Below are 16,450 nucleotides of genomic sequence, written 5' to 3' on the forward strand. Positions count from 1 at the left end.
AAGTGCTGAGCTTCTTCGGCCGCGATACGTTTGCCAAAGCGACTGCGCCGCTGGGCAAAGCGCTGGTGAGCACCGGGCTCACCCCGGACGCGGTGACGGTCATCGGCACCACCGCGTCGATCGCCGCCGCGGTCACCCTGTTCCCGACCGGACACCTGTTCTGGGGGACCATGGTGATCTGGTTGTTCGTCATGTTCGACATGCTCGACGGCGCGATGGCCAGGGCGCGCGGCGGCGGCACGAAATACGGTGCGGTGCTCGACGCCACCTGCGACCGGATGGCCGACGGGGCGATCTTCGGCGGCCTGGCGTGGTGGGCGGTGTTCCACGCGCACCACAAGCCGCTGTTCGCCGCGACCCTGGTGGTATTGGTTACCTCGCAGGTGATTTCGTACGCCAAGGCGCGGGCCGAGGCCAGCGGACTGTCCGCCGACGGTGGGATCATCGAGCGGCCGGATCGGCTGATCATCGTGTTGGTCGGCGCCGGGTTCACCGGGATCGGCGGGTACTGGGGCATTCACTGGCTGACCTACGCGGTGCACGTCGCGATGTGGATCCTCGCGGTGCTCAGCATCGTCACGGTGTTCCAGCGGGTGCTCGCGGTGCGCAGTTCGCCCGGCGCGCGCGACGTGCTGCCACTGGCCAAGTCGACGGCGCAGCCCGAAAACCCCACGGCGGGACCGGCGAACGCGACGGAGCTGCCAACGTGAGACCGCCATATCGTGGCGGTGTGGTGCAGGAAACGGGGCAATGGTCATGAGTATCGGGGAGCGGTTGAGCGACGTCGGTTACGCGGCGGGCTGGCGGCTCGTGCGGGCACTGCCCGAGTCGACGGCGCGGCGACTGTTCGACTTCGGCGCCGATCGCGTTGCGGGCAAGGCGAATCGCGCGTTCCGGGCGGGCGGTGAGCCGAATCAGTTGCGGCGCAACCTCGCTCGGGTGATCGGCGGGACGCCTGCCGAGGTGCCGGACGAGCTGATCCAGGCGAGCGTGCGCTCCTACGCGCGATACTGGCGTGAGGCGTTCCGGCTGCCGTCGATGGATCACGCGGCGATCGGTCAGCTTGTGCTGGAAGGGAAGTCGCACCTGGAGGCAGCGCTGGCCGCGGGGCGTGGGGCGGTCCTTGTGCTGCCGCATTCCGGAAACTGGGACATGGCCGGGGTGTGGTTGGTGCAGAACCACGGCACCTTCGCGACCGTCGCCGAGCGGTTGAAACCGGAGTCACTGTTCGAGCGTTTCGTCGCCTACCGGGAGAGCCTCGGGTTCGAGGTGTTCCCGCTGACCGGCGCCGAACAGCCGCCGTTCGTCCAGCTCGCGAAGCGGTTGCGGGAGAACAAGGCGATCTGCCTGATGGGGGAGCGCGACCTGACCGGTCGCGGCGTCCCGGTCACCTTCTTCGGCGAGCGCACCTGGCTGCCCGCCGGCGCCGCCAAACTGGCCATCGAAACCGGGGCACCGCTGCTGCCGGTGCATACCTGGTTCACCGACGACGGTGCGGAGGGCTGGGGCATGAAGGTCTATCCGCCGGTGGATGTTTCGAGCGGTGTGGCGGCGGCGACGCAATCCCTGGCGGATCAGTTCGCTGCGAATATCGCTGCGCATCCCGCGGATTGGCACATGCTGCAACCGCAGTGGGAAAGCGACTTGTCCGAGGCGCGGCTGGCCAGGATCGCCGCCGCGCAGCCACACCGTGACGAGCCCAGCGCGACGGCGGGCTCGAACGGTACGGTAAACGTTGACACGACGGCCCATTCGGATGGCGCCCCATGAAGATCGGCATGGTCTGTCCCTACTCGTTCGACGTCCCCGGCGGCGTGCAGGCCCACGTGGTCGAGCTGGCGCGGGTGTTCATCGAACGCGGACACCGGGTGAGCGTGCTCGCGCCCGCCTCGGAGGACACACCGCTGCCCGATTTCGTGGTGTCGGCCGGTCGCGCGGTCGCGATTCCCTACAACGGCTCGGTGGCGCGGCTGTCCTTCGGGCCGATGGCCTACACCAGGATTCGCCGCTGGATCGACGGCAACGATTTCGATGTGCTGCACATCCATGAGCCGAATGCGCCGAGCCTGTCGATGCTGGCGTTGAAGATCGCGGAGGGGCCGATCGTCGCGACCTTTCATACTTCGACCACGAAGTCGTTGGTGCTCAGTACTTTTCAGAGCGTGTTGCGGCCGTATCACGAGAAGATCAGCGGGCGGATCGCCGTCTCGGAGCTGGCCAGGCGCTGGCAGGTGGAGGCGCTCGGTTCGGACGCGGTGGAGATTCCGAACGGTGTCGACGTGCCCGCGTTCGCGCGCGCGCCGATGCTGCCCGGGTACCCGCGTGCCGGGCGGACCGTGCTGTTCCTCGGTCGCTACGACGAACCGCGCAAGGGAATGGACGTGCTGCTCGGCGCGCTGCCCGAGCTGGTGCATAAGCACAAGGACCTGGAGATTCTCATCGTCGGGCGCGGTGACGAGGAGCGGCTGCGGCGCGAGGCGGGATCGCTTGCCGGGCATCTGCGTTTCCTCGGTCAGGTGTCGGATGCGGAGAAGGCCTCGGCGATGCGCAGCGCGGACGTCTATGTCGCGCCCAATCTCGGTGGCGAGAGTTTCGGCATCATCCTGATCGAGGCGATGGCCGCCGGAACCGCCGTGGTGGCAAGCGAATTGGACGCCTTCCGTCGGGTGCTGCGCGACGGCACGGCGGGTGCGCTTGTGCCGGTGGGTGATTCGGCGGCGCTCGCGAAGGCCATCGATCGGGTGCTCACCGACGACACTCATCGGGCGGCGCTGGTGAATACGGCGACCCAGGTGGTCGGCGAATACGACTGGCCGGTGGTGGCCGAACAGATTCTGCGGGTGTACGAGACGGTGACCGTCGGCGACACGAGGGTGCGGGCCGCCGGATGATCACCTTCTCCGCGACAACGGTTCTCGTCCTTGCGCTGATCGCGGCGGTCATCGTCGCGATCGGCATCTGGGCCTACTCCACCGCCAACCGGCTCGACCGGCTGCACGTGCGCTCCGATCAGTCCTGGCAGGCCCTGGACGCGGCGCTGGCCCGCCGGGCGGTGGTGGCCAGGTCGGTCGCGATGGCGATCGCCGATCCGGTCGCCGACCCGGCGCTGGCCGATCAGGGCAAAGTGCTTGCGCTGCTTGCCGATCGGGCCGAACGCGTCGCGCGGGCCGATCGCGAGACCGTGGAAAACCAACTCTCCGGAGCACTTTCGACGATCGATATCGAGAAGTTGCGCCCGCAGATGGTGGCCGAGCTGGCCGACGCCGAGGCGCGCGTCCTCATCGCGCGCCGCTTCCACAACGACGCCGTCCGCGACACCCTCGCGCTGCGCACCCGGCGCTCGGTGCGCATCCTGCACCTCGGCGGTACCGCGCCGCTGCCCACCTACTTCGAGATCACCGAGCGCGCCACCCCGGCCGCGTCCACCGGACTCACCGTCGACACCACCCGCACCACCGCGCGCATCGTCCTGTTCGACGAACAGGACCGCACCCTGCTGATGCGCGGCAACGACCCCACCACCCCCGACGTCTCCTTCTGGTTCACCGTCGGCGGCGGCGTGGACCCGGGCGAGACACTGCGCGACGCCGCCGTCCGCGAGCTCTACGAAGAAACCGGGCACAAGGCCGATCCGGACAGCCTGCGCGGCCCGATCTGGCGCCGAGTCGCCGTGTTCCCCTTCGACGGCGACCTCATCCGCTCCGAAGAACTCTTCTTCGCCCTGCGCGTGCGCGGCTACGAACCGCAGGCCGCCAACCTCACCACCATCGAACGCCGCTCGATCTCCGGCAACAAGTGGTGCACCGTCGAAGACATCGTCCAATTGGACCGCTCCGGCGAAACCGTCTACCCCTACAACCTCGACCAATTGCTCCCCGAAGCCGCCGCTGCCGCCTCCGGCGTCGCCCACCCCGAGGTCAGATCCATCCGCTGAAATAGGCTGCCACCAGCTTATTTTCGGCAACACCTGCCCCGACTATCGATGGCTTGACGGGGCGAGCTGGGCGAATCTGTGGAGGTCGAGCCCGCACGATCCGCTGACGCGGATGTGATCTGGTTCACTATCGTGCTACGGTCGCGACTGGTTCGACGCGGGCTGGGTAGTGCTTTTCGCAAGGCATTCGAATCCGGTGCCGTGGCCCTCGCCGGTGGTGGGGGGAAATGTTCGGTGCGTGGAGGTACGTAGTACATGTCCTACCTGTTGTTCGATTTCCTGCTGCCGCTCGTCGGCCCGGCCGCGGCCGAGTACTGGGCGCAGTTGCTGGTCGTCGGTCCGCTCTGAGTAGCCGCCGGAAGTTAGCGAGGGCGGGTGAAACCGCCCCGCTGCCCCGGCGAATCCGTTCCGATGGCCCGGCCGACCGGTCCAGTGCGCTGCGGTGGCGGACAGAACCGCTGGTGGGTGACAAGGCCAGTCATCTCCGACTGGCTATCAAGTGGCCTGGGTGGCACGCCTAGAATTGGGTCGATTCAATCCCTTGCGACCCGATTGGCGCAGATGACCCAGGAGTTTGCCGTGACTACGCCCGACACCACCCAGACCATCGGCACCGCCCGCGTGAAGCGCGGCATGGCCGAGATGCTCAAGGGCGGGGTGATCATGGACGTCGTCACCCCCGACCAGGCCAAGATCGCCGAAGACGCCGGCGCGGTCGCGGTGATGGCGCTGGAGCGGGTGCCCGCCGACATCCGCGCGCAGGGCGGCGTGTCCCGGATGAGCGACCCCGACATGATCGACGGCATCATCGCCGCCGTCTCCATTCCGGTCATGGCGAAGGCGCGCATCGGCCACTTCGTGGAGGCGCAGATCCTGCAGAGCCTCGGCGTCGACTACATCGACGAGTCCGAGGTGCTCACCCCCGCCGACTACGCCAACCACATCGAGAAGTGGAACTTCACGATTCCGTTCGTGTGCGGCGCCACCAACCTGGGTGAGGCGCTGCGCCGAATCACCGAGGGCGCGGCCATGATTCGCTCGAAGGGCGAGGCGGGCACCGGCGACGTCTCCAACGCCACCACGCACATGCGCAAGATCCGCGGCGAGATCCGCAGGTTGTCCTCGCTGCCCGCCGACGAGCTGTTCGTCGCCGCCAAGGAGCTGCAGGCGCCCTACGAACTGGTCCGCGAGGTCGCCGAGACCGGCAAGCTGCCCGTCGTGCTGTTCACCGCGGGCGGCATCGCCACCCCCGCCGACGCCGCGATGATGATGCAGCTCGGCGCCGAAGGTGTCTTCGTCGGCTCCGGCATCTTCAAGTCCGGCAACCCCGCCGAGCGGGCCGCCGCCATCGTCAAGGCGACCACCTTCTACGACGACCCGGACGTGCTCGCCAAGGTATCCCGTGGACTCGGCGAGGCGATGGTAGGCATCAACGTCGAGGAACTCCCGGTCGACCACCGCCTGGCCGAACGCGGCTGGTAACCCCCCCGCCCCACCCGGGCGGCACGAGCCCGCGTGCTTCGCGACGCTATCGCAAGATCTGCACTCTGTCTCGGGACCTGCACTGACTCTAGGGTCCTATTCCGAGTGCAGGTCCCGAGACAGAGTGCAGATCCTGACGCGGTCGAGTCGGCCGGTTGATGGTGGATGGATGTGGGTGGTCGTGGAGTTGCGGCAGTTGCGGTACTTCGTTGTGGTGGCCGAGGAGTTGCATTTTCGGCGGGCGGCGGAGCGGTTGTTTATTTCGGCGCCGACGCTCAGTCAGCAGATCAAGGTGTTGGAGCGGGAGATGGGTGGGGCGCTGCTGAGTCGGGAGCCGCGGGTCGAGTTGACCGCGGCGGGGGAGGTGTTGTTCCGGACCGGCAAGGAGGTGTTGCGGTCGGTCGACTCGGCGGTGCGGGAGACGCGGCGTGCGTCGGCGGCGGGTGCGCCGGTGGTTCGGTTCGGGTTGCTCAACGGCGTACCTCCTTGGCTCCCTTCACGAATCGAGGAACTGCTGCCGTCCGGTACCCGGATGGTGCTCACCGGTGGCACTACCGCTGACCAGGTTCGGTTGCTCGATGACGATGAGGTTGATCTCGCGCTGGTGCGTGCGCCGGTCACGCTGCCCGACCGCTTCGCCCAGCGGCCGGTCGCACGTGATGAACTCGGCGTTCTGATGTCCTCGGCGCATCCACTGGCGAATTCCGATGAGGTCGAACCAGGCGATCTCACCGACCAGGAGCTCATCCTGTTCGCCAGAGAATCGGCCGCGGGACTCCACGACGAACTGTTGCGTGCGCTGCGGGAGCGCGGCGCACAGGTGCGGCTCAGCGACAGCGCGATGGGCCACGCCCAGATGCTTACGGTGCTGCCCTTACGGCCGGACCTGATCGGTCTCAGCTCGTCGCGCGCCGCCGACCGACCCGGCCTCGTCTGGCGTCCACTCCGAGGTGGTCCATTGGCGGTCACCTACGCTGCTATCTGGCGCGTGCCTGTTCGGAATCCGGCCGTGCGCGTCCTTGTCGATATGTTGGCCGCCGATCCGAAATGGCGCGCGACCGCCGACCGAACCTGACTACGCTGCCTGCATGTTCAGGATCGAGATAGCGCGGAAATTCTCTGTGCGACAGGGGCTTCCGTCGCCGGTGCGGCGCGTTCACGGGGTTCCGGCCCGGCTACCCGGCGAGCCATTCGCGGCTGAGCTGCGGGTCGGTTTCACTTTCGCGGACGATCAGCTCGGCGATCGCGGGTGGTTCATCGACACCGATGAACTCGACAGAGTGATCGACGGATTGGTTGCCGAGTTGACGGCCGATACCTGGACCGAGACGTTCTCATTCCGTCCGACTTTCGAGTCGGTCAGTCGGTGGACTTATGAACAACTCGCAACCTCGATACCGCAGCTTTCTCATGTTGAGCTGACAAACCTTTCCCTCAGCGTCGCGACCCGCTACAGCCCTATGTGACCGACTCTTCTCCGCACCACACGATCGTCTTACTGTTCTCACAATTGTGCTGGGTAGCTTGATATTTCGATGCCCGTCGACCGCTGCGTCGGTAGCGCGTGCCGCATCACCGTCGATGTATCAGCCGAACGCAAAGGACGAGCAGTTGAAGCTTCGTAAGACCGGACGTATCGCGATCGCAGGCTTGGCCGTGGTCGCCGCGCTGGGCCTGACGGCCTGTGGGAGCGATGACAAGAAGGATCCGCCGAAGCCTTCGCACACCTCGACCAGCACGACGGTCAACCCGAACACGCCTGCCCCGCCGACCGTCGATGAGTTGAACGCGCTGCTGCAGAAGGCGCTGGATCCGTCGGTGCCCAGCGCGGAGAAGCTGGACCTGGTGCAGGGCATCGAGGCCGATCCGGACCTGCCCAACCGTCTTGCCGAAGCGTACAAGCAGGCGGGCGCTCAGGTCACCATCACCGGAGTGACCGTTTTCGGCGATTCCGTCAGCGCTCAAGGGAAATTCACGATCAACGGTTCCGAGAACGTGGTCGACGTGCCTTTCGTGCTCGACGGTGGCAAGTGGAAGGTGCAGAAGTCCTGGGCCTGTGGCGCCCTCACCAATCTCAACATCCAGTCCCCGGCCTGCACCGGCTGACCGCTCACTTGCCCCGCCCCGCCGCGCAGCAATTGGCGGGGCGCGCACTAATTTGCTGGCGATTTTATGCGCGGCAGAATGACCGTTGCGCGGCGTCGAAGTAGCTTTCTGAGCCGACGTGCCCGCGGCGGTTCGGTGCGGCCCGACCTGCGGCGTTAGTTCGGTACTAACGCGAATTCGATAGCGCGACATGGACACTCGATCGGTGTGGTGGTCGAGTGGAGGCATGACAGAGAGCGCAACAACAGAACGGGTCGTCATCGTCGGCGGCAGCTCCGGCATGGGATTGGCGTTGGCCGACGCGTTGGTGACGGCAGGCGGGGAGGTCATCATCGCCAGCCGCTCCGCCGAGCGGCTCGCCGCCGCGGAACGCACCTTGCCCGCTGGGCCGGGCAAGGTGCGGTCGATCGTCGTCGATATCACCGAGGAGGCCACTATCGAGCGGCTGTTCGCCGAGGTGGGGCCGGTCGATCACGTGGTGACCACCGCGGTCGACGTCGAGGGGGTGTATCAGCCCATCGCCTCGTTCGATGTCGAACTGGCACGAAAGACCTTGGACGCCAAGCTGATCGGGCCCGCACTACTCGCCAAGCACGCCCGGATCGTCCCCGGCGGCTCGCTCACCTTCACCTCCGGCATCGCCGCCTACCGCCCCGGCCCTGGCTCCGCGATCGTCGCCGCCGCCAACGGCGCCCTCGAATCCCTCGCCTATGCCCTGGCCGTCGAACTCGGCCCCGTCCGCGTCAACGTCGTCTCCCCGGGCTGGATCGACACCCCGATCTGGGACACCATCGCCGGCGACGCCAAAACCGAACGCCACCAACAACTCGCGGCCCGTCTGCCGGTCGGCCGCATCGGCCAACCCGCCGAAGTCGCCCAGGCCATGCTCGCCGCCATGCACAACCCCTTCATCACCGGCACCGTCCTGCACGTCGACGGTGGCCACCGCCTCGTCTAGTCGTCGTGGAGTGGCACACGGTGGCGGCAGGTGTGCCACTCACGGGGCGAAGTGGGTAGACAGGCGGCTGCATAAAGTCGCCAACTCGGTGGGGGTGATGCGAGGGGAGTCCTGCCACGAGTCGACGTCGGTCCACGGGGTGGTTGCCGGAGTGCCGTCGGGGCGGGCGAAGACATGCTGGTGGAAGTGGGCGACGGAGCGGCCGGTGATCGCGGAGAAGACGAATTCCGGTGCTAGTTCTTGTTGTAGGGCGAGGGCCGCCCGGGTGACTGCCACGCCGATGGCAGCGGCTTCAGGATCGGTGAGGGTGGCGACGGTCGGTGTGTGTCGGCGCGTTTCTACGAACAGGTAGCCGGGGACGGGGGAGCCCTGGTCGAGGGGGCGATGCGTCACTATGACCAGTTCGTTCTCGAAGAGCACCGGCCCCACCAACGGTCCGACGCCCCGATGCTTCGCGCAGATAGCGCATTCACTCCCCATTCGGTCACTTTAACGATGGTCAACGGGACCTCGCTGTGCAAAAACAGAAGTGAGGAGAATGCATCTAGTTACGTGGATATGCGCATTTTTATATGAGGCATCGGCACGACCGCTTCAGGAAAGAAGAGCAAGGACGGGCCTGTGCCGAAATGACGCAGGCACCACCTCTGGGGGATCTGCCTGGTACTGGGGTATCGCAAGGCTGGGGTACCCGTTTAGCTCTCGGGGGTGAGGTGTCTCCGGGTGGGGCTGCCTAGCGTTGGTCCTGACGATCCGTGGAGGACGAAATGCGTAGGTACACCCTTATTTTCGGCGCTTTGTGCGCTACTGCCGCGTTGACGCTGTGTGCGTGCGGGACGGGGGACAACGCTACTGCCGCAACCCCGCCCGGCTATACCGATGTACAGAACATTCTGCAGCGGTTGACCACCGCCGACGGCGCACCGGGAGTGTTGCTCGAAGTGCGTGACGCACACGGCCGCACCGTGTTGACGAGCGGTGTCGCGAACATCGGAACCCAGGCGCCGATGGTGGGGGACAGTCGGTTTCGCATCGGCAGCATGACGAAGATGTTCGTATCCACCGTGATGCTGCAACTCGTCGGTGAGCATCGGGTGGCACTCGACGCGCCGGTCGAGCAGTACCTGCCCGGAGTGGTCCGCGGCAACGGCAATGACGGGCAGGTCATCACGGTGCGGCAGCTGCTGCAGCAGACCAGCGGCGTGCCCGACTTCCTGGCTTCGCTGAGTCAGGAGCAGGTCCTGAAAAATACTCTCGTACACCATGATCCGCTGGAATTAGTGCAACTTGCGCTGACCAATCCTTCGCTGTTCCCGCCGGGAACCGACTGGTCGTATTCGAATACGAACTACCTGCTGGCGGGGATGATCATCGAGAAGGTCACCGGTCGGCCGTACGGGGCGGAGATCGACCAGCGCATCATCGGTCCGCTCGGCCTGCACGACACTTCCGTTCCTGGAGATGAGTCGAGTATTCCGGGCGTGCACCCGCAGGGTTATGCCAAGCCGGGAGACGCGGGTCCTATCGACCTCTCCGAGTTCAATCCGTCGATCGCGGGGGCTGCCGGGTCGATGGTCTCCAGTGCCGCGGATATGAACCAGTTCCTCGGTGCCCTCATGACTGGTCGCCTCCTGAACCCGCCCGAACTCCAGGAGATGATGACGACCCGGCCGACCGGCGATTCGTTCAATGACGCCTACGGGCTGGGTTTTCAGAGCACACCACTGCCCTGCGGTGGCTTGTACTGGGGACACGACGGCGGCATCCTGGGCTTCGAGACGTTGGGCGCGACAACAACAGACGGCCGCACCGCAACGGTGATGGTCAACCTCGACCCCGGCCAAAGCGAGGCACAGGATGCGGATATTCGGGCCGCCCTCGCCACGGCGTTGTGTGCGAGTGGGCCCTCGAAATCCTAATGACGATGCCTAGTCGACGCGGAGGGCTGGACGGTCAGGGTGGTCCCAGCGGGCGAAGAACGTTGGGGTGGTGGAGGTTTCGTGATTGTCGAGGAGTGCGGGGATGGTCCAGTGCTCCTCGGGAGGGGTTGTTCGGCGCAGGGCTTGTTCCGACATGTCGAGGCGGACGGTCAGGTCGAACTGGAGGTAGTGGTCGAGCAGCATGGGGCCCGCGATGAGTAGGACGGTGTCGGCGGGAGCGGGGCGGATGGTGGCGCGGGCCGAGCGATCGGTGGCCTCGTCCCACAGGGCGGGCAGCCAACGGCCGTCGGTGTGCAGCGCGTCGATGACCTCGCGGCGCAGCGCGTCGTAGTCGAACCAAGCGGTGCGATAGGAGATGTCGTCGCGGCCGAACTCCACGCGCAGGGAGGCCGGGCGGACGTAATCGTGCAGCGAGACCACGTCTGCGGGTCGGCCGGTGTCGCGCAATGCGGCGGCGACCCGATCGGCGAGATCGACCGGGCGGGCGGCGTCGGCGCCGTCGACCGCGATCACCCGGTGGCCGGGCAGGGCGCGCAGGCGCTCGACGAGACGTTCGATGAGGACGTCCTGGGTGATCGGCACGAACTGTGGCACCGGTCCATCAGAGCAAACCGTGCCACCGGCCCTCGTCGGCGGTATGTGATCTTGCCGGGTGTGGCCGCGACCGGAGGCGCATTGCTGGCCGATCACCTGACGGCCGAGGAGCAGGCGGGCAGCGTGGCGAGTTAATCTCAGCCCATGGCGACAATCGAAGAGGCGCTGGAGATAGAGCGGCTCGAGCGCGACATCTTCCGTGGCGCGTCCACGAAGACTCAGCTTCCGCGCACATTCGGCGGACAGGTTGCCGGCCAGGCGCTGGTGTCGGCGGTGCGCACGGTCGAACCGCGGTACCAGGTGCATTCGCTGCACGGATACTTCCTGCGGCCGGGCAACCCGGACCAGCGGACGGTGTATCTCGTCGAGCGGATTCGGGACGGCCGCTCGTTCTGCACCCGCCGGGTCACCGGCGTGCAGGACGGTCAGGCGATATTCACCATGTCGGCGTCGTTCCACATCGGCGACGAGGGCCCGGAGCATCAGGATGTGATGCCGCCGGTGCAGCCGCCCGACGAACTCCCGGACGCCAGCATCACGATGAGCCCGGAGCGCCTGTGGGCGATGCGCGAGTGGGAGCACTGGGATATCCGCACAGTGCCGCAGGATCAGGTGGCCCGCCGCGAGGGCGTGGTCTCCCAGCAGCAGGTGTGGTTCCGCTACCGCCACCCGCTGCCCGACGACCCGCTGTTCCACGTCTGCACCCTCGCCTACATGAGCGATATGACCCTGCTCGGCTCCTCGAAGGTGACCCACCCCGACGAGCAAACCCAGAACGCCTCCCTGGATCACGCCATGTGGTTCCTGCGGCCGTTCCGCGCCGACGACTGGCTTCTCTACGACCAAGCATCGCCGTCAGCAAGCTTCGGCCGCGCCCTCACCGGCGGCAAGATCTACAACCGCGACGGTCAACTCGTCGCCGCGGTCGTCCAAGAAGGACTCATCCGCAACCTCCGCGACTGACCGCCGCGCACATCATGGTGCGCCGCGCACGACTTCGTCGGCGAATCGTCGCGCGGCAAGCGAATTGGTGCGCGGCGACCTGGCTCACGGCGCGTGGGAGGACTGTTCTTGCGTGGGGGTGGGAGCGTTTGTCGACTGCGGTGGTGTGCGTGTGGCCGACGCACACCACCGCGGCCGCCTGAATTCGATCAGGTTTTCAGCCCACCTGGACGCGCAGGTGGCAGACTACTGTGTCGGTCATACGGCGCAGCACGCGTTCTAGTTCATCGCTGCGGTGGCTGGGCAGCACGCGGTTCCAGCCGACCGGCGGGTCGACCTCGGCGATGACGACGACCTTGCGGCGGCCTTCGAAGTTCTCGCTGACGTAACGCGCCACCGGCCCGCCGACTGTCGCGTCGCTGTCTTCGAGGAGCACCAGGCGCACGTCCGGGTGCCAGGCCTCCCACGCCTTGGTGAACGCCTTGACCGACTCGCCCGGCAGGCAAACATGCACCGCGACAACGTCTTTGCCGATCGAGAGCGCCGCGGACAATGCCTCGCAGCTCAAGTCGGAAACCTCGGACACCGGCACCACGATGACGGCGTCGCGCGGCCGCGGCGGCGGCGGTACCTCGTCGGACCGGCGGAACGCGCCGATCCGGCCGTAGGTGTCGCGAATTCGTTCCATCCCGACCACCAGCGCGGGCAGGATCAGCACGATCAACCAGGCGCCCTCGGTGAATTTCATTGCGGTGGTGACGATTGCGGCGATGAAGGTGAGCACCGCGCCGAATCCGTTGAGCGCCATCCGCCACTGCCAGCCGCCGGTCCTGGACAGCAGCCAGTGCCGCACCATGCCCACCTGCGCGATGGTGAACCCGACGAACACTCCGATCGCGAACAGCGGGACCAGCGCGTTCATATTGCCGTTCGCGCCGATCAGCAGCGCGCCGGCGGCGACAGCGAGGGTCAGCACACCGTACCGATAGACCTGCCGCGGCGAACTGACCGCGAACCGGTGCGGCAGGCAGTTGTCGTCGGCGAGGATCTTGGTCAGCGTCGGCAGCCCGCCGTAGGAGGTGTTGGCGGCCAGTGCCAGCAGGATCACGGTCGCGAATTGGACTACGTAGTAACCCATTCCGTGCCCGAGCGCGGCCTCGGTCAACTGGGACAGCACCGTGGTGCCCTCGATCGGGTGCACTTCGAACTTCTCGATCAGCAGGGCGAGCCCGACCAGCATGAGGCCGAGTAGCGCCCCCAGCGCTACCTCCGCCCGTTGCGCGCGAACGACTTTCGGCGCCTCGAAGCTGGGCACCGCGTTCGCGATCGCCTCGACACCGGTCAGCGCGGCACAGCCGCTGGAGAAGGCCTTGAGCAGCAACAGGACTCCGACCGTGTGCACGTCGAGCACGGTCGCGGCGCCTTCGCTGACGCTCGCCGGTTCCGAACGCAGCAGTCCCGCGATGATCACCGTGAAGATGCCGACCACGAACACGACGGTCGGCACCATGAACGCGCGGGCGCTCTCGGTGATACCCAACAGATTGAGTGCCGTGATGCCGATCAGGATCGCCAGGCAGATCCACAACGTGTACGGCAGCAACCCGGGAAACGCCGAGGTGAGTGCGGCGACACCGGCGGCGATCGACACCGCCACGTTCAACACGTAGTCGATGATCAGCGAGGCCGCCGCGGTCAGGCTGGTGCGATGCCCCAGATGCGCCTTGGCCACCGCGTACGCGCCACCGCCGTTCGGGAACGCCGCGATCACCTGACGGTAGGAGGCGACCAGCACGGCGAGCAGCGCCGCGATCGCCAGCGTCACCGGCAGGGTCAGGCCGAGTCCCGCGCCACCCGCGGCGGCCAGCACCAGCACGATGGCTTCCGGGCCGTAGGACACCGACGCCATCGCATCGAGGGAAAGGCCGGCCAAACCGGTCGGGACGGTGAGTCCGCGGCGGCGCCTGGCAGTATTCGCATCTCCGCCCGGTGCAGGCACCTTGCGCGGCAACACAGCTATCACCTCGATAGTGTCGGCCCGCCGCGGCCGGATTACTCGGGCGTTGACGGAACCCTGACGGCGACCGTGAGCAGGCGCACACCGCGCCGGCTCGTAAACTTTCCGACGTGAACGCTTCCCCGGTCGCCGCACCCGCCGCCGACCTCGCCCCGACCGGCCCCACCATCGGCGTGCTGGCCCTGCAGGGTGACGTGCGCGAGCACATCGCGGCCCTGGCCCACTGCGGCGCCGAACCCGTGCTGGTGCGCCGCGCGTCCGAGCTGGCCGCGGTGGACGCGCTGGTACTGCCGGGCGGCGAATCGACCGCCATCAGCAAGCTGCTGGAGGTCTTCGAACTGCTCGAGCCGTTGCGTGCGCGACTGCGAGATGGCATGCCCGCCTTCGGTTCCTGCGCGGGCATGATCCTGCTCGCGAACGAGGTGCTCGACACCCGCCCCGACGCGCAGCACCTGTCCGGCATCGATATGACGGTGCGCCGCAACGCCTTCGGCCGTCAGGTCGATTCGTTCGAGGTCGATCTGGACTTCACCGGGCTCGACGACGGCCCGATGCGCGCGGTCTTCATCCGGGCGCCCTGGGTGGAGCGCGTCGGCGCCGGTGTCGAGGTACTCGCGACGGTGCCCGACGGACCGTTCGCGGGGCGCATTGTGGCAGTGCGGCAAGGCAACGTCCTCGCGACGTCGTTCCATCCGGAGGTAACCGGCGATCTGCGGGTGCACCGGATGTTCGTGGACCTGGTCCGGGACGCGTAGTTCACGCGCCGTTCAGACCGCGATGACCGGCCGAGTAGGCTGGAGAAGTTGTTCGTCCGGCCGGGCCGGTACGGTACACACCACCAAACGTGCCATCGACCTGAAGGAAGTAGGGAATGAGCGGCCACTCCAAATGGGCCACCACCAAGCACAAGAAGGCGGGGATCGACGCGAAGCGCGGCAAGCTCTTCGCCAAGTTGATCAAGAACATCGAGGTGGCGGCCCGCACGGGTGGCAGTGACCCCGGCGGCAATCCGACGCTCTACGACGCCATCCAGAAGGCGAAGAAGTCGTCGGTGCCCAACGACAACATCGAACGTGCCCGCAAGCGCGGCGGCGGTGAAGAAGCCGGCGGTGCCGACTGGCAGACCATCATGTACGAGGGCTACGGCCCCAACGGTGTCGCGGTGCTGATCGAGTGCCTCACCGACAACCGCAACCGCGCCGCGGGCGAGGTGCGGGTCGCGATGACCCGCAACGGCGGCAACATGGCCGACCCGGGTTCGGTGTCCTACCTGTTCCACCGCAAGGGCGTCGTCACGCTGGACAAGAACGGCCTGTCCGAGGACGACGTCCTGATGGCCGTGCTCGACGCGGGTGCCGAGGAGGTCAACGACCTCGGTGACTCCTTCGAGATCATCAGCGACCCGAGCGACCTGATCCCGGTGCGCAAGGCGTTGCAGGCCGCCGAAATCGACTACGACTCCGCCGAATCCGGCTTCCAGCCGTCGGTGTCGGTCGAGGTCGATGCCGACGGTGCCCGCAAGGTGATCAAGTTGGTCGACGCGCTCGAAGACAGCGACGACGTGCAGAACGTTTACACGAACGTCGACATCTCGGACGAGATCTTGGCCCAGCTCGACGACTAGTCCGCCAACGCTTCGTAGTACTGCTTCATCGAGGGGTAGTAGTCCTCCCACTCGGGGCGGTCCGCATCATCGCGGGCCGCCCCGAGTGCGTCCAGGTAGAACTCCCAGCCTGGGCCGACCTCGGCGATCGGCGCGTCGGGCTCCAGATGATGGGTGAAGACGAGCTCGGTGACGCCGTCGGTTTCGGTGAGGACCGCCTCGAGACGCCAGCTGCCGTAGCTGTCCTTGGTGGTGATCGCGAGCCGCGTCGGTGGTTCGCAGGCATCGATGTGGGCGTTGCACCACGGCGCACCCTCTTCGTGCACCATCTGCACCTTGATGTTCTGTCCGGTGCCCGCCTCGCCCTGCCATGGCCCGAACCACCGTGCGGTGCGGTCGGATTCGGTGATGCTGGCCCACACATCCGCGATCGGCGCGCGATAGGTTCTGGTCAGGATCAGATCGCGCGTACCGTCGCTGCGGTCGAGGCGGCCGGTGGGTCGGGTGGTCATCCGGTGTTCTCCTTCGGATTCCGGTCGGCCTGCGCCGCGCGGTGCTCGCGACGCGTCCGGTAGACCTCGGTGTCGAGTGCGTCGAGCCGGTGCTCCCACGCGGTGGACGTGTCGAAGCGGGCGATCCAGTCGGCGAGTTCGGCGAGCGGCGCCGGATGGAGTACGTAGTACCGCTGCCTGCCGATGAGTTCGTCGCGCACCAGGCCGCTTTCGCGCAGCACCCGCAGGTGTCTGCTCACCGCCGGCCTGCTGATCTCGAACCGGCTCGCGATCTCGCCGGCGGTGAGCCGCGCGCCGCGCAGCAACGTCAGGATCTCCCGCCGCACCGGATCGGCGATCGCGCTCGCCACCTCGTCCACCCG

At 66.9% G+C, this 16,450-nt stretch carries 18 protein-coding genes; 13 read left to right on the plus strand and 5 right to left on the minus strand.

The features are described from left to right. The first annotated feature begins 2 nt into the window (after positions 1-2). The 9 genes from pgsA (at position 3) to ABZ942_RS05085 (ending at position 8,480) form a co-directional block, all read left to right on the plus strand. On the plus strand, positions 3-710 hold the full coding sequence (gene pgsA / locus ABZ942_RS05045) for a phosphatidylinositol phosphate synthase (protein WP_357379145.1): 708 nt from the start codon (positions 3-5) through the stop codon (positions 708-710). Positions 711-756: 46 nt separating this feature from the next. Beyond that, positions 757-1,770, plus strand: coding sequence for a phosphatidylinositol mannoside acyltransferase (locus tag ABZ942_RS05050; protein ID WP_357379147.1), 1,014 nt, complete (start codon positions 757-759; stop codon positions 1,768-1,770). After that, positions 1,767-2,891 (plus strand): glycosyltransferase family 4 protein, encoded by a 1,125-nt coding sequence (locus ABZ942_RS05055; RefSeq protein WP_357379150.1) that lies wholly within the window; start codon positions 1,767-1,769, stop codon positions 2,889-2,891. Before ABZ942_RS05050 ends, ABZ942_RS05055 begins: the two co-directional genes overlap by 4 nt. Beyond that, complete coding sequence (locus tag ABZ942_RS05060; RefSeq protein ID WP_357379400.1) at positions 2,891-3,934, plus strand: NUDIX domain-containing protein; 1,044 nt, start codon at positions 2,891-2,893, stop codon at positions 3,932-3,934. Before ABZ942_RS05055 ends, ABZ942_RS05060 begins: the two co-directional genes overlap by 1 nt. Positions 3,935-4,513: 579 nt before the next feature. Continuing rightward, positions 4,514-5,416: a pyridoxal 5'-phosphate synthase lyase subunit PdxS gene (pdxS, locus tag ABZ942_RS05065; RefSeq protein WP_357379152.1), complete on the plus strand. Its 903-nt coding sequence runs from the start codon at positions 4,514-4,516 to the stop codon at positions 5,414-5,416. A gap of 169 nt (positions 5,417-5,585) precedes the next feature. Beyond that, the gene (locus tag ABZ942_RS05070; RefSeq protein ID WP_357379154.1) at positions 5,586-6,491 is read left to right on the plus strand and encodes a LysR family transcriptional regulator; all 906 of its coding nucleotides are present in this window, start codon (positions 5,586-5,588) and stop codon (positions 6,489-6,491) included. A 13-nt stretch (positions 6,492-6,504) separates the two neighbouring features. Further along, positions 6,505-6,882, plus strand: coding sequence for a 6-carboxytetrahydropterin synthase (locus ABZ942_RS05075; RefSeq protein ID WP_357379156.1), 378 nt, complete (start codon positions 6,505-6,507; stop codon positions 6,880-6,882). A gap of 145 nt (positions 6,883-7,027) precedes the next feature. Beyond that, positions 7,028-7,522 carry a hypothetical protein gene (locus ABZ942_RS05080; protein ID WP_357379158.1) on the plus strand — a complete coding sequence of 165 codons (495 nt, stop codon included), beginning with the start codon at positions 7,028-7,030 and terminating at the stop codon, positions 7,520-7,522. A gap of 226 nt (positions 7,523-7,748) precedes the next feature. Beyond that, positions 7,749-8,480 (plus strand): SDR family oxidoreductase, encoded by a 732-nt coding sequence (locus ABZ942_RS05085; protein WP_357379160.1) that lies wholly within the window; start codon positions 7,749-7,751, stop codon positions 8,478-8,480. Between the two features lie 39 nt (positions 8,481-8,519). Here the strand turns inward: ABZ942_RS05085 and ABZ942_RS05090 are convergent, their stop codons facing one another. Further along, positions 8,520-8,960, minus strand: a complete 441-nt coding sequence (locus tag ABZ942_RS05090; RefSeq protein WP_357379162.1) for an HIT domain-containing protein — start codon at positions 8,958-8,960, stop codon at positions 8,520-8,522. 287 nt (positions 8,961-9,247) lie between these two features. Here ABZ942_RS05090 and ABZ942_RS05095 point away from each other — a divergent pair, with 287 nt between their 5' ends. Then, a complete protein-coding gene (locus ABZ942_RS05095) occupies positions 9,248-10,399 on the plus strand; it encodes a serine hydrolase domain-containing protein (RefSeq protein WP_357379164.1) in 1,152 nt (383 codons plus the stop codon). A gap of 9 nt (positions 10,400-10,408) precedes the next feature. Here ABZ942_RS05095 and ABZ942_RS05100 read toward each other — a convergent pair whose 3' ends face one another. Further along, on the minus strand, positions 10,409-11,014 hold the full coding sequence (locus ABZ942_RS05100; RefSeq protein WP_357379166.1) for a hypothetical protein: 606 nt from the start codon (positions 11,012-11,014) through the stop codon (positions 10,409-10,411). 144 nt (positions 11,015-11,158) lie between these two features. On the opposite strand from ABZ942_RS05100, the gene ABZ942_RS05105 reads away from it, so the two are divergent. After that, positions 11,159-11,977, plus strand: a complete 819-nt coding sequence (locus ABZ942_RS05105) for an acyl-CoA thioesterase II (protein WP_357379168.1) — start codon at positions 11,159-11,161, stop codon at positions 11,975-11,977. Between the two features lie 196 nt (positions 11,978-12,173). Here ABZ942_RS05105 and ABZ942_RS05110 read toward each other — a convergent pair whose 3' ends face one another. Continuing rightward, the gene (locus tag ABZ942_RS05110) at positions 12,174-13,865 is read right to left on the minus strand and encodes an APC family permease (RefSeq protein ID WP_357379402.1); all 1,692 of its coding nucleotides are present in this window, start codon (positions 13,863-13,865) and stop codon (positions 12,174-12,176) included. A 218-nt stretch (positions 13,866-14,083) separates the two neighbouring features. Between ABZ942_RS05110 and pdxT the strand changes: the two genes are divergently transcribed. Both pdxT and ABZ942_RS05120 read left to right on the plus strand, forming a co-directional pair. Beyond that, the gene (pdxT, locus tag ABZ942_RS05115; protein WP_357379170.1) at positions 14,084-14,728 is read left to right on the plus strand and encodes a pyridoxal 5'-phosphate synthase glutaminase subunit PdxT; all 645 of its coding nucleotides are present in this window, start codon (positions 14,084-14,086) and stop codon (positions 14,726-14,728) included. Between the two features lie 116 nt (positions 14,729-14,844). Continuing rightward, positions 14,845-15,597, plus strand: a complete 753-nt coding sequence (locus ABZ942_RS05120; protein WP_150406070.1) for a YebC/PmpR family DNA-binding transcriptional regulator — start codon at positions 14,845-14,847, stop codon at positions 15,595-15,597. Here ABZ942_RS05120 and ABZ942_RS05125 read toward each other — a convergent pair. Continuing rightward, positions 15,594-16,088: an SRPBCC family protein gene (locus ABZ942_RS05125; protein WP_357379172.1), complete on the minus strand. Its 495-nt coding sequence runs from the start codon at positions 16,086-16,088 to the stop codon at positions 15,594-15,596. The genes ABZ942_RS05120 and ABZ942_RS05125 overlap by 4 nt on opposite strands. Next, on the minus strand, positions 16,085-16,447 hold the full coding sequence (locus ABZ942_RS05130; protein ID WP_357379174.1) for a metalloregulator ArsR/SmtB family transcription factor: 363 nt from the start codon (positions 16,445-16,447) through the stop codon (positions 16,085-16,087). Before ABZ942_RS05130 ends, ABZ942_RS05125 begins: the two co-directional genes overlap by 4 nt. Between the last annotated feature and the right edge of the window lie 3 nt (positions 16,448-16,450).

Origin of the sequence: Nocardia sp. NPDC046473 (assembly GCF_040645995.1) — a bacterium.
Taxonomy (GTDB): Bacteria; Actinomycetota; Actinomycetes; order Mycobacteriales; family Mycobacteriaceae; genus Nocardia.